This window comes from Desulfovibrio inopinatus DSM 10711 (assembly GCF_000429305.1).
Lineage (GTDB): Bacteria > Desulfobacterota > Desulfovibrionia > Desulfovibrionales > Desulfovibrionaceae > Alteridesulfovibrio > Alteridesulfovibrio inopinatus.
The window spans coordinates 281,765-305,767 of the sequence record NZ_AUBP01000001.1 but is presented as its reverse complement, the minus strand read 5'-3'; the positions used below and the strand labels follow the sequence as shown (position 1 = coordinate 305,767).

Below are 24,003 nucleotides of genomic sequence, written 5' to 3'. Positions count from 1 at the left end.
CATTTTGTATTGGAGCCCTGCTCGCCACAGGGTTTTATTTTCACATGAGCACTTTTCTCGAAACAGAAGTGCGTGAGAAAGCCAAACTTGTTCTTTCCCAGGTCGATTCTGTTCAGAGATATGTTCGCAGTGTCCTCCGTCCCGCCATGTATAGCCATTATCCGGACACATTCATCCTTGAGGCGATGTCGTCCTCGTATATTTCCCGGCGCATCATGGGGCATGCCGAAGGCCTCGGCGGAGAACCACTGTATCGCCGTGTGGCCATACACGCCCGCAACCCGGATTATGAAGCCAATGTCATTGAACAAGACCTGATAGACACGTTTCGGGCTCACCCCAAGAAGACGGTTTGGGAAGGATATCGAAGTATCGACGGGGAAAACTTCTTCATCATGGCACGGCCGGCCGTGTTCAAAAAAAGTTGCATGCATTGCCACGGTGATCCAGCGGAAGCTCCTGCAGAGCTTGTGCATAAATATGGAGACCGTGGTTTTGGTCATGGCGTGGGCAGTATCGATGGACTGGACCTTGTTGGAGTGCCAGTCTCCTCTTCCGTTGCCCGGGTGCAGAGTGCGGTATTGACCTACCTCATCTTTTTCGGCTGTGCCGTTCTCCTCTTCTTCGCTTCGGTCAACCTGCTTTTTCGCCGGGTTGTAGTCAATAATATCCGGGTGCTCGTTGGGGCTTTTCGTCATAATCTTGGTGATGACCAGGGCGAAAAACTCCTGCGAGAGATAGAACGCGGTGATGAAATCGGTGAAATGACACAAGGTATCGAACGCCTGGGGGAACATCTCGCGCATGCCAGAGATCAGCTTGAAGATTACGCCCAAAATTTAGAAGCCAAAGTTGCGGATCGTACGGAAGAACTCGTTCGCGAGACGGGAGAACGCCAGGAAGATGTCCGTCTGTTTCTGCTTATTCTCGCCGCATTGAATACGAGCCAAACTCGTCCGTCGCTGTGGCGAAGCACCTTGCCAAGAATCGCTGAACGCTTCAGACTCGAACGTGTTTCATACGTCTGCGCGGTTGCCACCAACCGCCATTATTCTTGGCCTGAGTCCGACACTCCACCTGATTTACCACCGAATTGGGTCAAAATTATCACCGAAGGCCAACCTATCATTGAAACCGAACGAGCGTTTGTTCCGGTCGATTCTTTTGAAGGCATTATTGAAGGGTTCCTTTGTTTATATCGCAACCCGGGTGATATTTTCAGACCGCAAGACCATGAACTTCTTCGCGCTGTAGGTCGACAGCTTGGCATTGCGGCCGAAAATATTGCCGCACTCGATGGAATTTTACGACACACCGAAAATTTGAAGTCTGTCTTCGAGGGTATCGGTGATCCCTTATTGCTCTTAGATACCAATGGCACCACCGTTGTGGCCAATGATGCCGCCAGACGATTAGCTCGCGAAGTGGCGGAACGCAAAGACACGGAGGAAGGTGACGACGTAAAGAGCCTGTTCAAAAATATTTGCTCAGGCCATGGCGAACGTTCAGACTGCGACCTTTCGCTTGCGATCAAGGAAGAGCGACAAATGGAACGTGAAGTCATGATTTCCGACCATCGCAGTCTCCTCGTGCGCCTGTACCCGATTGGCGGAGAAAGTCGACGCGTTATTGCGCATTTGCGTGAAACCACGCATGAAAAACAGATGCTCAGTCAGGCTGCTCGTTCAGAAAAAATGGTGACGGTTGGACGCCTTGCGGCCGGTCTTGCTCATGAAATCAATAATCCCTTGGGTGTCATTTTATGCTATGCTGAGCTGCTTAAAAAATCACTCGATGACACCCAGCAACACGAAGATCTTGACGTCATTGTTCGGCATACGCGTCAGGCGCAGGCCGTGCTCAAAGACTTGCTCAACTTCGCCCGTCCCAAAGTGGCCCCATCGCAAACCATCAACCTAACCGAGGTGGTGGCCACAGTTGTGAAAGTATTTTCCGTCCAGGCCGAAAAACGCGGTGCAGCCCTCACGCTCCATGCCGAAGAGAACCTTCCCGTTGTTCGAGTGGATCAGCAAACCGTCGAACATATTGCCGCCAACCTTATTCTCAATGCGCTCGACGCAGCACCCGACCATGCTGGCCAAATCAATATCGAGCTCCACGGCGATCACGCATCGTCGCGAGTTGTCATGACGATTCAAGACAACGGTCCGGGGCTGTCCGATGAAGACCTCGCCCATATCTTTGAACCATTTTATACAACAAAAGCCGTGAACAAAGGTACCGGTCTTGGCCTGGCCGTCGTCTATGGCTTCATGCAAGACATCGGTGGAGATGTCACGGCCGGCAACGCCTCTTCATCTCAGGGAGGCGGAGCAATTTTTACGCTCCGATTTCCCGTTGCCGACATGAAGGAGAGCTGATGAGCCATGTATTCCGCGTTCTCATCGTCGATGACGAACAGGATTTCGCCAAAGGTATCAAACGACTTCTTGAATCGCACTTTCACGATCTCGAAGCGAATATTGCTTCATCGGGACCGCAGGCACTGACGCTCCTGGAAAACGCAACGTTTCAACTCATGTTGACCGACTTGCGTATGCCTGAAATGGATGGACTTGACCTACTTCGCCGAGCACTTGAATCCAATCCGCTCATGTCAGCCATTATGTTGACGGCATTCGGCGCCATCGATACCGCCGTAGACGCGCTCAAGGCCGGGGCCTACGATTTTTTGACCAAACCGGTTGACCCCGACCATCTCTATCGTGTGGTTGCCAAAGGATTGGAACGCAGTCGCCTCCTCGAAGAAAACCACCGCCTCAAACAGCAAGTCGCAACACGCCGGGCGGTGCTTATTGGCGAAAGCCCGGCCATGAAGTGCTTGGCTGAAACCATCGAGGCTGTTGCCCGCACCGATTATACGGTTCTCATTCGGGGAGAATCCGGTACCGGCAAAGAGCTGACGGCTAAGCTTGTCCATAGCGCCAGTTTTCGTGCAGACGGTCCTTTTATCACCGTCAACTGTCCGGCTATTCCTGAAGAACTCCTGGAGAGCGAATTATTCGGCCATGTCAAAGGCGCTTTTACGGGAGCGGAAAGAGAGCGCAAGGGATTGTTTGCTTCGGCCGACCATGGCGTCTTGCTGCTCGATGAAATCGGCGACATTAGCCAAGCCATGCAGCTCAAACTTTTGCGGGTTCTGCAAGAGGGAGAAATTCGTCCAGTGGGGTCCAGTCGAACCCGTCCCGTCGATGTACGAGTTCTTGCCTCAACCAACCAGGATCTTGAAGCGAAAGTGGAGAACAAAACTTTCCGGGAAGATTTGTACTACCGCTTGAACGTACTCAGTCTCCACACTCCACCACTGCGTGAGCGGCGCGAAGACATTCCCCTCCTGGCGAATTTTTTTCTCCACAAAGCCTGTGCCGAGATGCGCATTCGGGAAAAAGTCATTCAGTCCGAAGTGCTGACATTTCTTACAAAACGCGACTGGCCAGGAAATGTTCGTGAACTGCAAAATTTCATGCGTCGACTCGCGGTCTTTTGCGCCGGAGAAACCGTGACGACGACGTGCCTCCGTATGGCCGACAGGGGACAATTGGGGCCACAAGATCATATCGCTGAGCAGGATGACGACACCACCGCCATCACACCTTATAAAGATGCCAAAGCCCGTGTCGTTGACGAGTTCACGACGCGCTATGTTCGTGTCCTCTTACAAAAGACAGGGGGAAATGTGTCTGAAGCCGCTCGTCAAAGCGGGCTCTCCCGAGTCGCCTTGCAAAAAATTCTCTCTCGCCTCTCCATTAATTCTCATAAGTTCAAATCCGGAGAGGGGGCAGCTTGAACCCAACACCTCAAGATGTCTGCCGGTGACATACTTCAAACAAAAAACGCCGCAAAGCCCATTCTCTCCAGGCTTCGCGGCGTTTTTCTGTATATGATAAGAACTTCGAAATACGATTTCGCGCACGGCATTATGCCGCGACTGATTCCGCTTTGGCGAACAGATGCTCCGCATTGTTCAGCAGCTGATCCAAGTCAGCATCGGACAAAAGCATGCGTTGTTGAAGCAGCTTCATTTCATCACCCGGATCGAACAGCGGGTAGTCGCTTCCAAAGAGAATCCGTTCTCGAGGATGTTTGTCGAAAATGGCTTTCAACGTCTCGTCGTCGACGAAAGACAAGGACGAGGATGTATCAATATACACATCCGAGCCGATGAGGTGCTCAAGAGCCCACGACCACTGCCGGTATCCGCCGAAATGGGCAGCAATGATGCACAAATCAGGAAAATCATGAGCTATGGCCATGACTTTTTGTGGGCTCGACGGATTTTCATCCGGCGGAAGCACGTCCCCGACATGAAACATCAGTACAAATCGTGAGCCGATGGTTTCAAAAAGAGGCCACAAGCGCGGGTCATCAAGTCGAAAGCCTTGAAAATCAGCGTGAAACTTAAGTCCTGGCACGCCATGACTTTCAAGTCTATTGAATTCTTTTTCAAAGTCATCAAAGTCAGGATGCATTGTCCCAAAGGCAATGGTACGAGACTCGTTTTGATTCAAATGAATAGCCCAGTTATTCGCAGGAATGACCTGGGCCGGGTCCGTGGCGGCACTGTGAACAACAACACGGTCAATACCGGCGGTATCGGCTCGAGCAATCAAATCGTCGATTTTTCCTGTGCCTACCGGCGCAATTCCATAGTGGTCATGGAGCTGCGCAAGAACTTTGTCTGCAATCTTGGGGTGAAACGCGTGGGTATGGATATCAATTGTCATGGTTTGAAATAGTCCTTCAACCAGTCGGGCACGCGTACAGGTTTGCCATCCCCATTGACACACGCATGCATCGTTTTGCCCGTACATATCAAGGTTTGTTCCTCCGGGGGCCCGAAGATTTCATAAACAAATGTTACCGACGCCCGCCCCCATTGTTCAATGCCTGCATGCACAACAATGGCGTCGTCGTACCGTATCGGTTTAATATACCGCGTCGCCAGCTCCCGGATAGGAAGAAAAATTCCTCGCTCCTCAACCTCTCGATAGCTGATGCCGCGTTCTCGAACCAGTTGGCTGCGTGCTCGTTCAAACAAATGCGCATATTCCCCGTAATAGACCACGCCCATACAATCGGTCTCTCCATACGACACGAAATGCCGATACCACGAATCCACCACAGGAAAATCAGCCATAGGTTCGCATCCCTTCCTTTCTCGCGAAGTACTCCGCAACATGACTCCACAGTTCCCCAATGAAACACAAAAAAAAACATGCCCACGACTACCGAGCCTGGGCTCACCTTCATCCGACACACCAACTGGTCGGCGCACATTCCCGTCAAGAGCTACCGTATTTTACACCAAGATGAAAGCAAGCCATTTTCTATCATCTTCCAATCACGACATATGTTTACACATCGTACAAACGAAGAGAGGAGATCAGGATGTTCGAACCAATATGGAGACCATATTCATGATGCTCTCCCCTGACAACTCATAAGTTAAATTCTTTAAAAAGAATCTTTCCTAAATGTCTTTTCTAACACAAATTCTTCCGCTTCTTGACGCTTTTCAAAGAGTAATACCGTTAAATAAGAGAACCTTGTAGCTTGCCATCTTGAGTTTCGAGCGTATAGTATAGAAAGTAACTAATTCATACGAAAAAGGTCGACTTTTATCCGACCAGATATAAAGGAGCGCTTTATGTGGGAATATACGGACAAAGTTAAAGATCATTTCCTCAATCCGAAGAACGCCGGGGAGATGAAAGACGCTTCAGCCGTTGGTGAAGTCGGCAGTTTGGCGTGCGGAGACGCCTTGCGATTGTTTCTTAAGGTCAATGATGACGGCGTCATCGAAGACGCTTCGTTTCAGACTTTTGGTTGTGCCAGCGCCATTGCATCGAGTTCAGTGTTAACGGAACTGGTCAAAGGGAAGACCATTGAAGAAGCAAAAAAGCTGACCAATAAAGACATTGCAGACTACTTGGGCGGTCTCCCCAAAGAAAAAATGCATTGTTCGGTCATGGGACAGGAAGCCTTGGAAGCGGCGATTAAAAATTATTATGGCGAAAAAGTTGTCGCGCCGGTGTTCGAAGGCAAGCTTGTATGCAAGTGTTTCGGCGTCACCGATGTGCAGATTCGCCGCGCTATCAAGGCAAATGACCTCAAAACCGTTGAAGACGTCACCAACTTCACGAAAGCCGGCGGTGGTTGCGGTGAATGCGTCCTTGATATCGAAAAGATTCTCATGGACGTACGCGGAGAGACGACCTCGACGCCAGCCGAAGAAAAGCCACACAAAAAACTGACGAATATTCAGCGTATGACCAAAGTGACCAAAGTCATTGATGAAGAGATTCGTCCCAGTCTGCAAAAAGATGGGGGCGATATTGAACTTATCGATATCGATGGAGCCGACGTCTATGTCGCGTTACGTGGATCTTGTGTAGGCTGCCCGTCCAGTCAATTGACATTGAAGGAACTTGTGGAGCGACGTTTGCGCGAAGCCGTTGACCCCGATATTCGCATTAAGGAGAGTGTCTAATGCAGCCCATCTATCTCGATAACAACGCTACAACGATGGTTGCTCCTGAAGTCTTCGAGGAGATGGCTCCGTTTTTTACGCAACACTACGGCAACCCTTCCAGCATGCACCGGTTCGGAGGGGAAGTCGGGACTGTCCTGAATACCGCTCGACAACGTGTTGCCGATGCCTTGGGTTGTACGCCGGACGAAATCGTTTTCACATCGTGTGGCACCGAAGGTGATAACGCCGCTATCAATGCCGCGGTGACAGCAGACCTCAAAAAGCGCCATATTATCACCACACGAGTGGAACATCCGGCTGTCCTCAACTACGCCAAGCATCTTGAGACGAAAGGATATGATGTTACGTATCTCAAAGTTGACAAAGATGGTCGGCTGGACATGGAAGAATTCGAAAAAAGCTTACGCGATGACACGGCATTGGTGTCCATCATGTATGCTAACAACGAAACGGGTGTCATTTTTCCGATTCCCGAAATAGCGCAACGTTGCAAGGAACGCGGCATCCTGTGCCACACCGATGCCGTCCAGGCAGTCGGCAAAGTGCTCATTGACCTGAAAACTTTGCCCGTAGATTACCTGGTGCTCTCCGGCCATAAGATTCACGCCCCCAAAGGCGTTGGAGTCCTGTTCGTACGCAAGGGTGCGCCGTTTCGTCCCTTTATTATCGGCGGCCACCAGGAGCATGGCCGGCGCGGTGGCACAGAAAATACGGCTTCCATCATCGGCCTGGGCAAAGCTATTGAACTTGCCGTAGCGAATCTTGTTCACGAGAACACCACGGTCAAGGCGCTTCGCGACAAGCTTCAAGCCGGACTGATGGCAGCGATTCCCGAAGCGGTCATCAATGGCGACGTACCGGAACGTCTGCCCAATACGCTGTCTATCGCCTTCAAGTATATCGAAGGGGAAGCTATGCTCCTCATGCTGGATCAATTCGGAATCTGCGCCAGCTCGGGGTCGGCGTGTACATCCGGCAGTTTGGAACCGTCCCATGTCTTGCGTGCTATGGGTGTTCCGTTCACCTTTGCGCACGGCTCTCTGCGATTCTCGTTGTCGCGTTACACCTCGGAAGCGGAGATTGACACCGTTATCAAAGAATTGCCTCCTATCATCGAACGCTTGCGAGCCATGTCGCCGTTCAGACGTGAGAGCGAAGACTTCTGCTCGTGTTCCGTAGAACGCGAGACGGCGTAGGTCGCTTTTTTTGGCCTCCGGGGGCTGGGGAAGGGGAGAGAATTTTTTGAAAAAAGTTCTCTCCCCTTCCCCAGCCCCCATCCCCTCTCTCCAAAACTTTTTTCGGGGTGAGCACGCTGAGACTGGTCAACGTGTCAATAAATTGTGTATGCATAGTGCATATTCAATACATCACACAGCCAGAACCACACTCCGTGGTACAATGAGGTCTTCATGAATATTCATGCCGACATGCTCGACATCGTTGGGAAAACGCCACTTGTTTTTCTCAATCGTTTGTCCGAGGGGCTTCCCGGTCGCGTTGTTGCCAAACTGGAAAATCGTAACCCATGTTTTTCCGTAAAAGATCGAATTGCCCTCAATATGATTCGTCGTGCGGAAGAGGACGGTCAGCTCAAACCCGGCGCAACGATTGTCGAACCGACAAGTGGCAATACCGGAATCGGCCTCGCCTTTGTTTGCGCTGTTCGGGGGTATACACTTATTCTGACCATGCCCGAATCCATGTCGATCGAACGACGGACGTTGCTCAAAGGAGCTGGTGCCACAGTCGTACTGACACCAGCCAAACAGGGCATGAAGGGAGCCATCGAAAAAGCGCAGGAGATTGTAGACAATACCCCTGGCGCATTCATGCCGAGCCAGTTCGCCAATCCTGCCAACCCGGAAATACATCGTCTGACAACAGGCCTGGAAATTTGGGATGACACCAATGGCCAAGTGGCCACATTTGTCGCAGGAGTAGGAACCGGAGGAACAATCACCGGTGTGGGAACGATACTGAAACAAAACAATCCGTCTGTCCGTATTATTGCAGTAGAACCCGCGGCCTCTCCCGTACTCTCTGGCGGCCAACCCGGCCCACACCCTATTCAAGGGATCGGCGCCGGCTTTGTCCCCGAAGTGCTTGACCCTTCCATTCTCGATGAAGTCATTACGGTCGAAGGACAAGACGCTATATCCACGGCGAAACGCTTATTTCAGCAAGAAGGAATCTTGTGCGGCATTTCTTCGGGAGCCAATGCCTACGCCGCGCTCCAGGTGGCCGCACGACCTGAAATGCACGACAAACTCATTGTCTTTATCGTTTGTGATACGGGAGAACGGTATTTAAGTACGGATTTGTTTAAAGAGAATGAAGAAGAATAATCGACAAATCTACAGGAATGTCAGGGGGAGAATCCCGCCCCTGACATTCGCAATCTCAAAAATATTAAGCGCTTGAACTCTCCATGATGGAAAGCGCCTTACTTTTCGTATTTACTTATACGCCGCAATAGCAGCCTTCAGGACCTTCATTGCTTCGTCCTTCCCTGCAAACCCTTTGGACTCCATTTCGCCCGGTCCCTTGTAGCTGCTGAACCAGATTTCCACGATATCCAACACCCCCGGAAACTGTTTTTTCATTTCTTCGATAGAATTAACCGAAGCTAACGGGCTGTCAGACAGTACGGCAACAAGCTTATCGTCCTGTTCGCCGCCATCAAGCAGTTTAAGCACACCGATAAGTTTCGCTTTGACCACCGATCCACGAGGAACAGCTTCACCGAGAACAAGAACATCCAAAGGATCACCATCGCCTCCCTCACTTTTGGGAAGGATCGTTTTCGGGATCATACCGTAGTTTCCGGGATATCCCAAAAACTTGACGACGCGAGGTTTCCCTTTTTTAAACTCCCACTTCATAACGCCTTCAGGCTTCACAACTTCCCATTTGGCGTTGGTCCCTGTAGGAATTTCAATGACGGCGTTAATCGTTCCATCTGCATTCAAAGGATCATACCCATCAAGAAAACTTTTCTCTCCAGCAATGGTGTACTCGTCAACAATTGTCACTCCAGGCGCAACATCCATGGCCCAGGCTGGAAGGGCAAAAAAGCAAGCCAAAATCGACACCGCAAAAATCACATTTTTCATCACATCTGCTCCTCATAGAAAATAATAATTATGCAGATTTGTGACTGAAATGAGTTACAACCTCATGGCATTTCAACGAAAAATTTGGTTTCAAAATGATATACAAATTTCTGTAAAGGAAAAAGGGACAGGCGCATTTCTCGCCTCTAGTCATCATACAGAAACCGCGGTAAGAATCGGCATGCGCCTCAACGTAGTCGCCGTTGTCACTCGTCCCACCGATTTCCGGTTGTATAACACCCAGCGCAGGCATATTCCATGAGAGAAGTGTGTAAATTTATTACTGGTTTCAATAGCTTTCGTGATGAGTATTTTTGTAGAGAGAACTCCCCTTTTCAAAAGCTCCGAAAATCCCAAACCCCGACAACGATGGTTATCGCATGCAGTGACTCACGAACCGATCCATCATTAATCATGCAGTGTGAACCCGGTGAAATCTTTGTGGTCCGTAACATTGCCAACATCGTCCCCCCCTACGAGCCCGATGCCGGATACCACGGGGTTTCGGCGGCAATCGAATATGCTGTCAAAGCCTTAAAAGTTCGGAACATCATTGTACTTGGTCATAGTTCATGTGGGGGCATCCGGGCTCTCATGGAAAGCAAAAGTGAGCAAGAACATAAGCACGAATTCGTCAACAAATGGCTCTCGGCACTTCACCAAGTGCGCGACAAAGTACTTGCCCACTTTACTAGCGTAACGGACAAGTCATGCATTGCCTGCGAGATGGCTGGCATTCTCCATTCCATGGAAAACCTCATGACATTTCCGTGGATTTCCAAGCAAGTCAAAGCCGGAGAACTCGATATCCATGGCTGGTACTTTAATATGGAGTCCGGCCAACTTCTGAGCTACCTGCATCAAACCAAAACATTTGAGCCTCTGACGTCGCCTTGTGCTCAGTATGAACCAGCACCAAACACTGTAGATCAAGCGTAATTATATGAAATACGTTCATACGAACATCGTTGCCAAAGACTGGAAGCGGTTGGCTCGTTTCTATCAAGAGGTCTTCGGTTGTGTGCCCGTTCCACCGGAACGCGACCTCTCGGGAGATTGGCTTGACGACTTGACCGGTCTGAAAAACAGCCACCTCCGTGGCGTCCACCTTCGTCTTCCCGGATATGGCGACGACGGACCGACATTGGAAATATTCCAATATGATGTCATGACAGCTCGCCCCGACTATGCTCCAAACACCCCTGGATTCACACATCTCGCCTTCCTGGTCGATGACGTGGCGCAGACGGCCGAAGAGTGTTTCCGGCATGGAGCAACCTCCGTTGGCGAACGCGTTATTCGGAAGTATCCCGGAGGAAAAACCCTTATTGCCTGGTATTTGGCTGATCCCGAAGGCAACATGTTGGAACTGCAAACGTGGGCAGAACCTAATGACATATCGTAACCACATTTTCACTTTTAAAGGATAAAATCATGTTTCTTATCTCGTTGACTTACACTCACCCCCTCGAAGAAGTTGATGCATTGCTTGCCGCACATAGCGCATTTCTCCAAAAGCATTATGACGCGAAGAAATTTCTTTTTTCCGGACGGAAAATCCCTCGTTCCGGAGGACTCATCGTATGCAAAGCCGATTCTCGCGAAGAAGTCGAAGCGATCATTGCTCAAGACCCCTTCCAAGACGTCGCAGCCTATGAAATCATCGAATTTTCACCCACCATGGCCGCTCCGGAACTTGCTCCTTTCCTGTTGGATGCATAGATTTTTTACTTCAGCCTGATGCCATGGGGACTTCCACGGCGTCAGGCCGTTGTTTTTGCTATTCGCCTTCCTGGTCAGACAATAACCAACAAAATCCGTTGCACAATATTCTGCTTAGGTGGTGCGGTCTTCTTCACATATCGTGCAGAATATAAAACGGGCCGACACAATCTGCTTGCCGGCCCGTTGTATAGTACGCTGAATGTATTTTTCCGCTCTCGTTCACGATTTCGACATAGCTAATCGCCCCGCCAGATACGTCTTGTCCACCACACGATCGTTGCCAAGCATCATCAACACGAACAGCGTATCCTGCAATGATTTAGCTCGTGCCATACGATAGCGCAAAAGTGGCGTTGCACTGAGATCAAGTACGATAAAATCGGCTTCCTTGCCGGGCGAGAAATTCCCGATAGCCGTATCCAGAGAGAGGGCTTTAGCCGTACCCAACGTCACGAGATAGAAGCCTTGAAAAGGAGAGAGTTTTGTTTCAGCGCGCAATGCGGTGACTTTATATCCTTCACACAGGACTTCTAACATGGAGAATGTCGTGGAAGCGCATAAGTCCGTTGCCAATGCAATGTTGACGCCATATCGCTTGGCGCGGACCAGATCGAAAATCCCGCTTCCAAGAAACGAATTGGAATCCGGACACCAACACGCCACCGATCCAGTTTCGGCCATGCGTTCAAATTCACGGTCGGACAAGTGGATACAATGGCCAAACAATGTCTTCTCACCAAGTATACCGTACTGATCGTACGCATCCAAATAGTCCAACGACTCGGGGTACAATCGACGAACAAGATCCACTTCATGAATATTTTCAGACAAATGCGTTTGGACATAGACGTCCGGAAATTCTTGCTTGATCTTGACGGCAGCTCGCATTTCTTCCGGTGAACAGGCCGGCAAAAAGCGAGGTGTCACGCCATATTGCAACCGTCCCTTTCCATGCCATTTCTCAATCAAGGTTTTCGAGTCATCATACGCAGACTGCGCATTGTCGAGCGTCCCTTCGGGGGCGTCTTGATCCATTAAGGTTTTGCCGGCAATAACCCGCATATTTCGGGCATAGGCTTGCTCAAATAAATTATCCGTTGCAAGCATATGCGACGAGGAATACATGGCCGCCGTTGTCGTGCCGTTGCGCAACAATTCGTCCAGAAAAAAGGCATTACCGACTTCAGCATATGCAGGATCGGCGAAATGGGCTTCTTCCGGAAAAATGTATCCGTGCAGCCATTCGAGAAGCTCTTCTCCATATCCGGCAATGGCGCCCGGCTGAGGGGCATGGCAATGAGCGTCAAGAAAACCGGGCATAATGAGTCCTGCTCCATGCGGAACAGGAGAGACATCCTTGGGCAATTGCCCCATCAACGCATCCGCTGGACCAACAGCTTTAACGATGCCGTCTTCAATGATGAGAAGCCCATCTCCAAAATATTCATACTTCTCCGCCGCGGTTTGCAACGTGGCGTCATCTTTGAAATGAAAAATAGCTCCTCGATGTGCATTGATTTCCGACATGCAAACCTCCTCGCTCACGAATTGTCCGCTGTTTGAGATTCCGCTTGATTGCGGTCTGTCATAATTTCCAACCACACATTCATAACAGCAAGGCTCATCAAATTGATTGTTGTGGCAAGAAGCCACAGTACCAACCCCCATGGAGGAAGAAGTTGTACCCACCCCGACCACAACACAAAGCAAATAATACTGAAGGAGAAGAACGTATCGATCGACATGAGAAGATTTTTCCGTCCCCAATAGTGGCCTATTTGTCCAAAAAGACAAAATTGCGTAGGAGGATCAGGATGTCCGAGGACTTCCAGGCTCGCTCGCAGAAAGTTCATGATCAAATCAAGCAAGGCCCATAGCAGAAATGCAGTTCCTGCCATCATAAACCCATTTATTACTAATAAATACCCAAAGAGGCCTTTAAAGAGACAAAACGGTACACCAATAGTCAGAGAAAGAAAGACGGAAGTTTTAAAAAATTGCCCTGTTTCTTTCGGCACGATCGCCCCCTAAATTGAATACGTAAATTCTATGATATTTTCTCCGTTAGAGTATGACGACACCAATGTCAACGCACACCAATGAAATCAGCAATAAATAAAATTCAACAACATATAACTATCATTCACATTTTGGGGGAACAACATCTACAAAAGAGAAAACAACATCCCTCAAAAACACGCAACAGTGGCATCAAGAAACCTGTATATTACAAAGAATCCGCAGATTTCATAGAAATTCTGGTTTTTTTGACAGCCCATACTCACAAGAACAAAGTTTACATATGAAAAAGCATACGTCGTATTGCTTGATGAATATGCAGATTGGGAAATCGGCTATGCCCTTGCAGAACTACACCGTTTGGGAAATATTGAAATTGTGACTGTTGGCTTTTCTGAACAGCCTGTCACCTCCATGGGAGGCCTTCTTATCCACCCCCATATCGTGCTGTCTCAGGTTGCCCCCAGCCAAGCGTTGCTGTTCCTTCTTTCTGGTGGCTCCCTGTGGGAACAAGAGTATCCGTGTGAAACAATCCACATGCTGGAACACCATGCCGTTCCCATTGCGGCTATTTGCGCAGCAACAACTGTGCTCGGTCATGCCGGGCTGTTTGCGAACAGGAAGCATACCTCGAATTCTTTACGGTACATCGAAAAGCTCGTTCCATCATATGCAAGCCATGCGATGTATTGCGACGCGCTTGCAGTGACAGACAAGAATATTATTACCGCAAGTGGATTGGGGAGTGTCGATTTTACACTGAACATCCTGACGCTACTCAATATTGCAACGCCGAAAATCCGGAAGATGTGGTACAAAGCATTTAAATTCGGAGAATATCCCAAAGACATCGACGAGAATGCCTAATCCTATATATATTGGAACCGTGGGACTCTTTCCCCTTAGTTCAGAACGTTTTCGACATGCTCTTCTCTAATAGGCAAGAAAAGACGTTTATGGGCTGTGCTCTCCTGTTTCAATCCACAACGGCAACTCGCATGTTCCCCGAGGAGAAAGTGTATATATCCCCCGGTCAACACGCTCGAACCATCCGTATACATTGCTATACAGAATATTCCTGGTTTTGGGCTCGTCCAAGGCATGCGCTATAGATGACGCTTTTGAAGGGCCGTGATGCGCAAGAAACTGCGCAATCGCCACAGCCTTCTGTCTATAGGCCGTCACAATACCCCGCTTCTTTTGTGCTCCCCCCATATTGGGGTCACCCACCCTATGGCTGAACTCTTTGAGTAAGCGTTGCTCGCGAACAGTGGATTTGCGAGGGGTGTATGGACCAGGATCAAGCAGAACTGTGACACCATCGTCCAAATCTTCCGGATTGATCACAAGAAGGCCGAGGCCAAGCATCCTCAAAAGTTTGAGGACATGTTTTCGCCGCCGTTTTATCAACGTCGAGTTGAAGGGAATGCCAATATATACATGAGGGCTCACCGCTAATCTGTCCACGGCCTGCAGCACGACATCCAGACGAAGTGAACACTTCAGCTCTATAACAAGAGGTGGCTCGTCTCCTCGCAGAGCAACGACATCACAATCCATAACCTCTGACTTCACTTCGTAGTGCTGCCCTTCGAGAAATCGCTTTAACGGAGGATAGAGATCTGTCTCTTTCATTACAGAATGGTATCGTTTTGTACGTTCATATCTGGATCACTTTTACATCGTAGGTTGAAAATACGAACGTCAACGCATTCCTACATCTCTCGATTTATTTTTTCCAATATCAAGGACAACGTCTCCCGCTCCTCTTCCGTCAAGCAGGCGGTTGCATCGTTGGTGAGTTTGAGATGGAGTTCATCATGTTGATGAAATTTTTCACGTCCGCTATCGGTCAATTCCACAAAGATGGAACGCCGGTCCGTATCATGGGGCCGACGACGAACAAGAGCATTCTTTTCCAACCGATCCACCATGACGGTTAATGTTCCTGTTGTCACTCCCATACGTTCAGCCAATTCCTTCATGCGAAGCGGACCATGAATCCCAAGAATCTCAAGTGTGTGCATCTGTGGAAGTGTCAAGCCCTCATCACGGACCACGGCATGCTCCCATGAAGATAACTTCTCGAAAAATTCTACAATGTGATGCGTAAGACGACGAATATCCTCCACAAAATACTCCTCTTCAGCTCGATGGCATGACACAATACGGCCGCTTTTATTCACGCAACGCAGCACGCTGTACCGGTCGACATGTCTCGACATCGTGCTGCAACGTCAATCATGTTCATGCTGTGTTGCTTTGTTGGTATCAGGCGGTCGCTGCCGTGAAAAAATCGGCATATAACGAGTAGACACCAAAAAATATAGTCAGCACACCGACGGTACGCATGATGAGCGGCTCAACCCATGGGCTCTGCAACCGGCGCATCAACCCCGTCACTCTATAAATTCCGTAAATCACGGCAGCCAACGAAATCGCTGTTCCCACCGCATAGGCAGAAAATACCGCCAAGGACATCGGAACACTCTGTGAATCGATTGCATATGAATACATCAGCGCCACGGTCGGGCATGGCACGATCATATTGACAAACCCGACAAGTGCAAGTCCCCAAACCGTCGATACCCGTGAAGATAAACCCGGAATACGCACTCCATGCGCATGATCGTGATCATGATCGTCATGATGACAACAGTGGTGATCATATTCATCATGATGGTGGTCGTGGTCGTGATGATGGTCATCATGAGCATGGCAACCACATCCTTCATGATCATGCGAATGAAGGAGGTGTGGTTTAACAAGGAGAATAACACCAAGACCGATCACAATTCCCGCCGTCGCAATATCCGCGACAAACCGCATGGAATCCGGCAAGCCAGTCGATAATGCCCCAAGAATCGCCCCTATAGCCAAGCATCCTAATGTCGTACCACTAATAAATGCCGTCGTCAGAGCGAATACCCGTTTTCCCTGTTTGTCTCCCGCCACAAAAGGCGCCAAGACCAACCAGGAATGACCGCAAGGGTTCACGCCATGAACCAGCCCCAGTACAAGGCTCGACTGCAACGCAACCCAAAAGACATTGTGAGTAACCATGCTCTCTCCTTTAATTTAGTTTGAATATCAAGAAGAACTGCCACCATTTATTTTGAGTGTCAAGATAAGCGACAATCAAACGAGACATCCAGGAAAAATTTTCTTGGATTAAATTTTGCTTGCGAAAAGAAACAAGTTGTTTTGCCCGGCAGAACCGGTTTCACCACAATTCACGAAGCAAGGAGAGACGCATGGATATTCAATTCGTGGTCGGGGGAAATCTTCTTCCTTACCAGACGCAAGCCACCGATGCAGAAAAGGTGGGCCAAACGGCAGCAATCGAAAAGTCTGCAGAAGGTCAATCCGAAAACGGTGGTACATCATACGGAGGAGATCAAGTCAGCATCTCCGAAGAAGGTCGCCAAATGTCGGCAACCGTTGATCGCCGTACTTTGGAAGATGATCGCGAACAGGAAAAAAGTGAAAAAGAACAACGTATTCAAGAGATCAAGGATCGTATCGAAGAAATCCAGCAAGAGATGAGCGAGATAGCCAAAGACGAGACCTTGACCGAAAAAGAAAAACAGACTCAAACCCAAGCGCTGACCCAAGAACTGCTCCAACTCAACAATGAACTTGGAAAATTACGATCCAGTTCAGGCCAGGACGGTCGAGGTACCCGTGCCGAGGGGATGGCAAACAGCCTGACATAATACCACGCATTGAGGTCGGATTATGTGCGATTGTAGCACGTAGAAATCATGATTTGGGAATATTTACGCCATTATAAAAAGGAAACAGGCGAATTATGCTACGAAATGATGTAAAAAAATGCTGATCACAATACGCCGCGCGACCACCCTCAAAAAAAACACCCCCACAATTGCTTGTGGAGGTGTTCCCCATGCATATGGTATTTGGGGATGGACCATATTTACGCATGGTGTTTTCGCGTCGAATATTAGTGTCCGCCGCAGGAATCTCCCCCGCCACAGGTGTTCTGGACGGTAAAGGGAATAAGAGAGCCACTCAGCAGCGCATTGACAGCCTCGGTCACATTCTGGCTATTGGCACCATAATACACCGTAATACCAACTTCTTGAAAACCCATAAGCGGACGCATGCCCATGCCGCCAGCGATGAGCAGCTTGACTCCGTTTTGGGCAAGATGGTTTACCGGTCCCATGCATCCACCATGTTCATGGGGGACATTTTCAAGGGTACGAACGGAAACCACTTCATTGTTGGCCACATCGACCAGCGTGTAGCACTCGCAGTGCCCAAAGTGGGCATCCAGAGGAGCTTCGAGACCGCCCGGTTGTTTGGACGGCATGGCAACAGTTATCGTGTCCACAGAGTTCTCCTTGTCGAATGGCGGATTCACTCCGCCTGGGCTAAAGGTACAAAGATTCTCAAACCGACGATGTTGCGGTTTGCGGTTTATGAAATTGGACAATGCGCTCGAAAATACGGCGTATGTCCTGACCGATAGTATTGTCTGCCTCCTGCCCGACCATTTCGGTGACGGCCTTACGCTGCACCATGGCCTGAGTAAAAATCGGATCATGAGGCAATCGACCGAACACGGTGATTCCATGTTCACGACAATATGCTTCTATGCGATCTTCATATTCGGTACTGAGATCATATTTATTAATCACAACTCCGCAGGTTATTCGAAAATGCAGACACAATTTGGCAACCCGCTGTAAGTCATGCAGTCCCGACGGGGTTGGTTCCGTGACAAGCACAGCCAAGTCGGCACGCGCCAACGAGCTGATAACCGGGCACCCAATGCCAGGTGCGCCATCGGCAATAATAAGCTCGGCATGACGCTGTTCAGCTAAATCCCGTGCCTGATTTTTCAATAACGTCACGAGCTTCCCTGAGTTTTCCTCTCCGGGAAACAATCGTGCATGGACCATCGGTCCAAACCGTGTGTCGGAAATCCACCACTCCCCACAATGCTTTTCCGGAAATTCGATAGCTTGAACCGGGCAAAGGACCACACATGATTTGCACCCCTCGCATCGAGTCGGGTCGATGATCATTTGACCATTATCGTCTTTAATGGCTCCGAAATGGCAAATGTCAAGGCATTGCCCACACGCCGTGCAAAGCGTTTGATCAATGAGAGCTTCATTCCCCGAAACAAACTCTCTGGTTTGCTCAGCTTTTGGATCAAGCAAGATATGAAGGTCCGGAGCATCTACATCAAGATCGCAGACAACGGCATCTTCAGCCAAATGAGCAAACGCTGCGCTCAGGCTTGTTTTTCCGGCACCGCCTTTTCCGCTGAGAACGACAATCTCACGCATGAACCGGCTCCTTCTCAGACACGGCCTGAATCAGTCCGGTACGAATCTGTTCAAAAACCGGTGCCAGCTGCGTCTTCGCCAGAGAAACAATCTCACCACGCGCATAGGCTTCGGCAACCACACGACTATTTTCGATTTCAGCCAGAATAGGCACATTGCGCTCGCGACAAATCCCGTACACTTCATCATCTCCGAGTCCAGCCCGGTTAATGACAGCAAAAAGCGGTTTACCGAGTGGCAAAAAGGCATCCAGGGCTAAGCTGAAATCATACGCACCAAATGGCGTTGGCTCTGTAACAAGAACGACGGCGTCAGCATCACGAACCGCGGCGACTGCCGGACAACTTACCCCCGGAGGGGCGTCTATGATCACATCCGCCTGGTTCTCTCGACTCACCGCCGTAAGACGCTCTTTCACGACACGCATCAATGGCGGACTCATGGCTTCACCGATTCGTAACCGTCCCGTAAGGCATGTAATATCGCCGGCATGACCATATTCGATGACGCCGAGTTCCCGAGTCCCGACAGATAACGCTCCCTCAGGGCACACACGAAAACATCCGCCGCAACCGTGGCACATTTCAGCGAACACCATAGGCGTGTCCCCTAAAATGACTATCGCTTTAAACTGGCACAGTTCAACGCATGCGCGGCAGCGCGTACAACGAGCTTCGTCAACAACCGGCACATCAAGATGGACGGTTTCAACGTTATCCTGCTCGGGATGAAGAAAAAGGTGGAGATTGGGTTCCTCAACATCAAGGTCGACAGCCACCACAGGCTTTGGCCATGTGGCAACGAGCCCGGATGAAATCGTCGTTTTCCCGGTCCCACCTTTTCCGCTGGCAATAGCTATAATCATAATACTAACGGTTCGGGGCCGCGGCCGCTTCTACCTGACCTGCGAGATACTTATCCACGGCTTCACGGACAGTGCCACCATCAAGCTCCTGCCCGACGATAAGACCGGCGGCACTCAAAGCGGAAAACGCCTTCGGTCCAACAAAGCCCGTCAAGACGACTCCGGCGCCAGCCGAAGCAACCGCTTCGGCAGCAGCAATACCGGCTCCACTCGATCTGGCCTGGCTGGCCCCATTATCAACATATTCCGTCATCATGGTTTCGGGATCGACAATCACAAAGCCGGCAGCCCGGCCAAAACGAGGATCAACTTTATCATCAAGGCCCGGGCCTTCACTGGTCACAGCAATCTTGGTCATTTTTGACTCCGTTCCACCGACGGCCGGCCCGGACCCATGGGGACAAGTCCGGGACCGACTCGCGGCTGGGTGGATGGGGTAAGGGTAATTGCATGGTATGTAAGGAGCATTGTCCACCTGGTAGTGACCGCCTTCAATACGAATAGCGTATCCTTCCACCAGAGCTTCCGTAACAACACAACGCGCTTCCGTCAGGATTCGACCAAATGTATGTCGCGATACGCCCATACGAGAGGCCGCCTCCTCCATCGTCAAGTTGTCGAGATCGGCAAGCCGCATCGCCTCAAGTCCTTCGAGCGGCAAACACAAATCACACAACGCGGTGAGAGGAACTCCCCGTGGCTTGAAATAGGTCACGTTTGGGGTTGATTCTATGCGTCTGACCTTCTTCAATCGCGCCATGGCTCTCCCTACATGTAATGCTCAAACGAGCAAATATGCCCGCACGAATCCACTGTCAACTATTTCCCTACGAACGGTACGCATTCGCATCGGGCAAAGCCGATTGCTCACGCTGACACGATCCATCACGACGGCGACGGCGTAACACCATACCGCCCCACCGTGAAGCAAACGCACTTCTTCGACGATTGCCGCCGAACCATCCTGCACGATCAGGATCTTGTCCCTGATTGCCAGGACCACCTTGTTGCCCTTGACGACAAGCACCCTGTCCCTGACCGAGACCTTGTCCCTGCCCGGCTCCTCGGCCGCAACCTTGACCTTGGCCACGTCCCTGACCTTGGCCACGACCTTTACCTTGTCCCTGACCGCATCCGCGGCCTTGCCCTCGACCTTGTTGACCAGGGGCGAAATTCCATCGTGTCCATCGATTATTCATCACGTCCTCCCTGTGTACCAGGTTCACGTCGTCTTCGGCTCCGCCTGGGACAACATCCCGGCCGGACCGGCGGACAACGTTTGACGCCATCGTCAACATCCTCATCGTTCGTGGGGCTTGAGCGATCCGAGACATCGCATTCCGAGGCGTCATCGCGGAGAACATATTGCCCTCCTTCGATGCGAATTGCCCATCCTCTTGCCAGTGCGCGGGCTACAAGCGTACGCCCTTCGGCAAGAATACGGTTGAGTGTGGGACGAGACACATCCATCCGTTCGGCAGCCTCTTCCTGCGACAGTCCCAGATCGTCAACAAGCCGTATCGCCTCGAACGCCTCCACAGGCAGGCTCACTCCCCGCAACCGCGTCAGCGGCACTCCCTGCGGCTTGTAAAAACCCACCTGCGGCATTCGCTCTACCATCCGACACTTCCGTCGACGTCCCAAGGCGACCTCCTCATTTTGAACTTATGCTCAAAATAATCATTCTCCATACTCTGTCAACGTAAAATATGGGGACAGGCGAATTATGTTGACATCAACGACACTCCCTTTTATCCTTTCTAAAACAGATCATGATTTGAGGTGATTATGCCACGCGCCCCACGTTTACTTCTCGAAGACCGCCCTGCGGTGTATCATGTCATGTCGCGTACCGCGTTAGATGGATATCCCTTCGATGCACTCGATAAAGACCGTCTTCTGGCAATCATTCGCGCTTTTGCTGCAGTATACTTCTGCGAGATTCTTGGATTCGCACTGATGGGAAATCATTTCCATCTTCTTGTGCGCATGACACCGGCGCATCTCGTGAGCGACGAGAATATCAGCCAACATTTTCGCGATCGCTATGGTGATGAAATGCACCTCAGTCCAGGCAAAATCGAATCTTTGCGCGGCAAATGGACTAGTTTGTCCGAGTTCATGCGCGAAGTGAAGCAAACATTCTCCAGACATTACAATACACGCCACAATCGACGAGGAACGCTGTGGGGAGAACGCTTCAAAAGCGTTCTGGTGGAAGACGGACGGACGTTGATCAACTGCTTGACGTATATTGATCTCAACCCCGTGCGGGCCGGTTTGGCCAAACGTCCCGAAGACTACCGATGGTGCTCTCTCGGCTATCACCTACAAACGAACAATAACAATAATTTACTCTCTCTCGACTTCGGCCTCGTTGATTGGGATATTTCCGAACCTGCAGAACGCCTCACACTGTATCGACAATTTCTGTATGAAACCGGCGCTATCCCTTCATCCAAAGGGATGTCGATACGAGCCGACCGAGTTGAACGCGCTCAACAAGCTGGATATGAATACTCACGTGCCGATCGGTTTATGCTTCGAACACGCTGGTTCACCGACTCCGGCATCATCGGTTCGAAAGCGTTTGTCGAAAAAACAGCTAAACGCCTCGGTCTCCCTGGTGCTGGACATCGTTCTGCCAAAAACGTCTCGGAACTTGATATGTACTCGCTCAAACGGTTGTCAGAATATTAGCAACCACAACTCCCCTCCATATATTTCTGGGCACGCACCGCGGCTCATCCGATTCCTCTTTCTGTGATCTCGCACGAAGCTATCGCGACAGCTACTGTTCTTGATTCCTCGTCTTTTTCTTGAAGAAAGGCCCTCTCGGCAAACCTATTCTCATTTCTTTCTACGCCCTCACGTAACTCGATCCCCGCGAGCATCATTCCTTTCATTTTATAACATAATTCGCCTGTCCCTTTTTTTCATGAGACCGCTGAGCGGTCCTTATAACTTCATACTTCTGAAACAATATTCACTTCGCGAATATTCGTGACGTCTTCTGTTTGTTCGCTTGCTTCCCATATTGTCGGAGGGGGACCGAGGTCTTTTTGAGCGCGAGTTATTCCCATTTTAAAGGCCTTTTTGTTAACTTCGATAATCTTGGCCGGCAGGGCGTCCGTTAATGCTTGGCGCATGACATTTGCTTTGGCAAATGGCAGCAGATGCGACAACGCGCCGAGAACAATTGTATTCATCGCCTGAGGCAATTTAAGTTTAGTGGTGGCCATTTCCGTAAATGGTAATCCCAAATAGTACGAGGTCGGTACCTGTTTGACCAAGCCCGAATCCACTAACAGCACGCCTCCTTTCTTCATATCAGAATAATAAGCGTTACAAGCATCTTGCGATAAGGCCACGAGCAAATCGAGCTTTTCCGTTTTGGGGTAGCTTATCGCGAGAGAACTCACGACCAGATCGGTTCGACTTGCTCCGCCACGCGCTTCCGGTCCATAGCTCTGGGTTTGGGTGACGTTATACCCATGACCAAGCGCTAGACCGGTCCCCAGTATCTTCCCGAGCGTGATGACGCCTTGCCCGCCCGTTCCGGACAATCGAATCTCAAAACGTTTCAAAAACGGAAGCTTATTTGACGGTTTCATGAAGCCTCTCCTTCACACGTTCCGCCATCGCGGCATAGCGTTCTTCTAAACCCGGTTTCTGCTTATCCATAAAAACACCTATCGGAATACGGCCCGCCCTTTTTTCTTCAGACGCCTCTCTCCAGGCCTCGATCGGCATGGCCGTTGACTTGAGCCATTTGTACATATCAACGACATTCTTGAATTTATTTTTACGACCATACTGTGTAAAACAGGGAGTCAGTACTTCCACGAGACTAAACCCCGGATTGCCTAACGCTGTCACGAGCAAGCTGTCTAAAAGCGTGCCGTGAAACGCAGTACTTCGTGACACAAAATTTCCTCCGGCTGCGCCGATCAACTCGGCAATATCGAACGCGCCTTCAAGCTGACCGTTGGGTGTCGTCATGGTGAAATCATCTTCCGGCGTCGTCGATGAACACTGCCCACCGGTCATACCGTAAATCCAGTTGTTCAGCACGATGACGGTCAAACCAATGTTCCGACGTGCAGCATGGATGAGGTGGTTACCACCAATGGAAATAGCATCTCCATCGCCCATTACCACGATAACCTTGAGCTTGGGATTCGCCATTTTAATTCCAGTCGCCACGGTCAATGCCCGTCCATGAACCGTATGGACGGTATTAAAATCCACATATACGGCCAGCCGTCCGGAACATCCGATCCCGGCCACCACCACAACGTCATTTTTCGGAAGACCTTTTTCATGCACACTCCGAATAAGCGAGCCCAAAGCAATACCATGTCCACACCCAGGACAAAACAGGTGGGGAAATTTCTTATTGTGCCTCAAATAGTCATGTATCAGCTGGGTGACTTTAGCCATGTC

At 50.1% G+C, this 24,003-nt stretch carries 27 protein-coding genes; 11 read left to right on the top strand and 16 right to left on the bottom strand.

The genetic code is table 11. From position 1 onward, the window contains the following. Positions 1–44: 44 nt before the first annotated feature. Together G451_RS0101345 and G451_RS0101340 are read left to right on the top strand one after the other, a co-directional pair. Positions 45–2,381 carry a c-type heme family protein gene (locus tag G451_RS0101345; protein ID WP_245587751.1) on the top strand — a complete coding sequence of 779 codons (2,337 nt, stop codon included), beginning with the start codon at positions 45–47 and terminating at the stop codon, positions 2,379–2,381. After that, on the top strand, positions 2,381–3,808 hold the full coding sequence (locus G451_RS0101340; protein WP_027182859.1) for a sigma-54-dependent transcriptional regulator: 1,428 nt from the start codon (positions 2,381–2,383) through the stop codon (positions 3,806–3,808). Before G451_RS0101345 ends, G451_RS0101340 begins: the two co-directional genes overlap by 1 nt. Positions 3,809–3,938: 130 nt before the next feature. On the opposite strand, the gene G451_RS0101335 is transcribed toward G451_RS0101340, so the two are convergent. Both G451_RS0101335 and G451_RS0101330 read right to left on the bottom strand, forming a co-directional pair. After that, positions 3,939–4,745 (bottom strand): amidohydrolase family protein, encoded by an 807-nt coding sequence (locus tag G451_RS0101335; protein WP_027182858.1) that lies wholly within the window; start codon positions 4,743–4,745, stop codon positions 3,939–3,941. Then, the gene (locus G451_RS0101330) at positions 4,742–5,158 is read right to left on the bottom strand and encodes an acyl-CoA thioesterase (protein ID WP_027182857.1); all 417 of its coding nucleotides are present in this window, start codon (positions 5,156–5,158) and stop codon (positions 4,742–4,744) included. The genes G451_RS0101335 and G451_RS0101330 overlap by 4 nt, the downstream gene beginning before the upstream one ends. A 510-nt stretch (positions 5,159–5,668) precedes the next feature. Between G451_RS0101330 and nifU the strand changes: the two genes are divergently transcribed. The 3 genes from nifU (at position 5,669) to cysK (ending at position 8,859) form a co-directional block, all read left to right on the top strand. Then, on the top strand, positions 5,669–6,511 hold the full coding sequence (gene nifU, locus G451_RS0101325) for a Fe-S cluster assembly protein NifU (protein ID WP_027182856.1): 843 nt from the start codon (positions 5,669–5,671) through the stop codon (positions 6,509–6,511). After that, complete coding sequence (gene nifS, locus G451_RS0101320; RefSeq protein ID WP_027182855.1) at positions 6,511–7,710, top strand: cysteine desulfurase NifS; 1,200 nt, start codon at positions 6,511–6,513, stop codon at positions 7,708–7,710. The genes nifU and nifS overlap by 1 nt, the downstream gene beginning before the upstream one ends. Before the next feature lie 213 nt (positions 7,711–7,923). After that, positions 7,924–8,859: a cysteine synthase A gene (cysK, locus tag G451_RS0101315; protein WP_027182854.1), complete on the top strand. Its 936-nt coding sequence runs from the start codon at positions 7,924–7,926 to the stop codon at positions 8,857–8,859. Between the two features lie 111 nt (positions 8,860–8,970). On the opposite strand, the gene G451_RS0101310 is transcribed toward cysK, so the two are convergent. Continuing rightward, positions 8,971–9,627: an inorganic diphosphatase gene (locus G451_RS0101310; RefSeq protein ID WP_034640146.1), complete on the bottom strand. Its 657-nt coding sequence runs from the start codon at positions 9,625–9,627 to the stop codon at positions 8,971–8,973. A 258-nt stretch (positions 9,628–9,885) separates the two neighbouring features. Between G451_RS0101310 and G451_RS0101300 the strand changes: the two genes are divergently transcribed. From G451_RS0101300 to G451_RS0101290, 3 genes are read left to right on the top strand one after another with little or no spacing between them, the layout of a single operon-like run. Continuing rightward, positions 9,886–10,566, top strand: a complete 681-nt coding sequence (locus G451_RS0101300) for a carbonic anhydrase (RefSeq protein WP_027182851.1) — start codon at positions 9,886–9,888, stop codon at positions 10,564–10,566. Between the two features lie 4 nt (positions 10,567–10,570). Continuing rightward, complete coding sequence (locus tag G451_RS0101295; RefSeq protein WP_027182850.1) at positions 10,571–11,032, top strand: VOC family protein; 462 nt, start codon at positions 10,571–10,573, stop codon at positions 11,030–11,032. A gap of 29 nt (positions 11,033–11,061) precedes the next feature. Further along, the gene (locus G451_RS0101290; protein ID WP_027182849.1) at positions 11,062–11,349 is read left to right on the top strand and encodes a YciI family protein; all 288 of its coding nucleotides are present in this window, start codon (positions 11,062–11,064) and stop codon (positions 11,347–11,349) included. Between the two features lie 222 nt (positions 11,350–11,571). Here G451_RS0101290 and guaD read toward each other — a convergent pair whose 3' ends face one another. Then, the gene (gene guaD, locus G451_RS0101285) at positions 11,572–12,879 is read right to left on the bottom strand and encodes a guanine deaminase (protein ID WP_027182848.1); all 1,308 of its coding nucleotides are present in this window, start codon (positions 12,877–12,879) and stop codon (positions 11,572–11,574) included. A 14-nt stretch (positions 12,880–12,893) separates the two neighbouring features. After that, on the bottom strand, positions 12,894–13,370 hold the full coding sequence (locus tag G451_RS26855) for a hypothetical protein (RefSeq protein WP_051260999.1): 477 nt from the start codon (positions 13,368–13,370) through the stop codon (positions 12,894–12,896). Positions 13,371–13,629: 259 nt separating this feature from the next. Here G451_RS26855 and G451_RS0101270 point away from each other — a divergent pair, with 259 nt between their 5' ends. Continuing rightward, complete coding sequence (locus G451_RS0101270; RefSeq protein ID WP_027182846.1) at positions 13,630–14,238, top strand: DJ-1/PfpI family protein; 609 nt, start codon at positions 13,630–13,632, stop codon at positions 14,236–14,238. A gap of 87 nt (positions 14,239–14,325) precedes the next feature. On the opposite strand, the gene G451_RS0101265 is transcribed toward G451_RS0101270, so the two are convergent. The 3 genes from G451_RS0101265 to G451_RS0101255 all read right to left on the bottom strand — a co-directional run bounded on the left by G451_RS0101265 (position 14,326) and on the right by G451_RS0101255 (position 16,434). Beyond that, complete coding sequence (locus G451_RS0101265) at positions 14,326–15,006, bottom strand: DUF2161 family putative PD-(D/E)XK-type phosphodiesterase (protein WP_027182845.1); 681 nt, start codon at positions 15,004–15,006, stop codon at positions 14,326–14,328. A gap of 80 nt (positions 15,007–15,086) precedes the next feature. Beyond that, positions 15,087–15,503, bottom strand: coding sequence for a MarR family winged helix-turn-helix transcriptional regulator (locus tag G451_RS0101260; protein WP_027182844.1), 417 nt, complete (start codon positions 15,501–15,503; stop codon positions 15,087–15,089). A gap of 139 nt (positions 15,504–15,642) precedes the next feature. After that, complete coding sequence (locus tag G451_RS0101255; RefSeq protein ID WP_027182843.1) at positions 15,643–16,434, bottom strand: urease accessory protein UreH domain-containing protein; 792 nt, start codon at positions 16,432–16,434, stop codon at positions 15,643–15,645. A gap of 191 nt (positions 16,435–16,625) precedes the next feature. Between G451_RS0101255 and G451_RS0101250 the strand changes: the two genes are divergently transcribed. Then, positions 16,626–17,087, top strand: a complete 462-nt coding sequence (locus tag G451_RS0101250) for a hypothetical protein (RefSeq protein ID WP_027182842.1) — start codon at positions 16,626–16,628, stop codon at positions 17,085–17,087. Positions 17,088–17,335: 248 nt separating this feature from the next. Here G451_RS0101250 and G451_RS0101245 read toward each other — a convergent pair whose 3' ends face one another. The 6 genes from G451_RS0101245 to G451_RS33510 form a co-directional block, all read right to left on the bottom strand. Then, the gene (locus G451_RS0101245; RefSeq protein WP_027182841.1) at positions 17,336–17,728 is read right to left on the bottom strand and encodes a NifB/NifX family molybdenum-iron cluster-binding protein; all 393 of its coding nucleotides are present in this window, start codon (positions 17,726–17,728) and stop codon (positions 17,336–17,338) included. Positions 17,729–17,786: 58 nt separating this feature from the next. Then, positions 17,787–18,692: an ATP-binding protein gene (locus G451_RS0101240; protein WP_027182840.1), complete on the bottom strand. Its 906-nt coding sequence runs from the start codon at positions 18,690–18,692 to the stop codon at positions 17,787–17,789. After that, positions 18,685–19,557, bottom strand: a complete 873-nt coding sequence (locus G451_RS0101235; RefSeq protein WP_027182839.1) for a 4Fe-4S binding protein — start codon at positions 19,555–19,557, stop codon at positions 18,685–18,687. Before G451_RS0101235 ends, G451_RS0101240 begins: the two co-directional genes overlap by 8 nt. A 4-nt stretch (positions 19,558–19,561) precedes the next feature. Next, positions 19,562–20,317, bottom strand: coding sequence for a DUF134 domain-containing protein (locus tag G451_RS26850; RefSeq protein WP_034640142.1), 756 nt, complete (start codon positions 20,315–20,317; stop codon positions 19,562–19,564). Positions 20,318–20,384: 67 nt separating this feature from the next. Further along, positions 20,385–20,756 carry a hypothetical protein gene (locus tag G451_RS32090; RefSeq protein WP_051260998.1) on the bottom strand — a complete coding sequence of 124 codons (372 nt, stop codon included), beginning with the start codon at positions 20,754–20,756 and terminating at the stop codon, positions 20,385–20,387. Then, the gene (locus G451_RS33510; RefSeq protein WP_156921467.1) at positions 20,749–21,201 is read right to left on the bottom strand and encodes a DUF134 domain-containing protein; all 453 of its coding nucleotides are present in this window, start codon (positions 21,199–21,201) and stop codon (positions 20,749–20,751) included. The genes G451_RS32090 and G451_RS33510 overlap by 8 nt, the downstream gene beginning before the upstream one ends. Positions 21,202–21,345: 144 nt before the next feature. Between G451_RS33510 and G451_RS32085 the strand changes: the two genes are divergently transcribed. Beyond that, on the top strand, positions 21,346–22,257 hold the full coding sequence (locus G451_RS32085) for a transposase (protein WP_051260997.1): 912 nt from the start codon (positions 21,346–21,348) through the stop codon (positions 22,255–22,257). Between the two features lie 266 nt (positions 22,258–22,523). Here the strand turns inward: G451_RS32085 and G451_RS26830 are convergent, their stop codons facing one another. Together G451_RS26830 and G451_RS0101200 are read right to left on the bottom strand one after the other, a co-directional pair. After that, on the bottom strand, positions 22,524–23,171 hold the full coding sequence (locus G451_RS26830) for a 2-oxoacid:acceptor oxidoreductase family protein (RefSeq protein ID WP_034640139.1): 648 nt from the start codon (positions 23,169–23,171) through the stop codon (positions 22,524–22,526). Continuing rightward, positions 23,155–24,000, bottom strand: a complete 846-nt coding sequence (locus G451_RS0101200) for a 2-oxoacid:ferredoxin oxidoreductase subunit beta (RefSeq protein WP_027182837.1) — start codon at positions 23,998–24,000, stop codon at positions 23,155–23,157. The genes G451_RS26830 and G451_RS0101200 overlap by 17 nt, the downstream gene beginning before the upstream one ends. Positions 24,001–24,003: the final 3 nt, after the last annotated feature.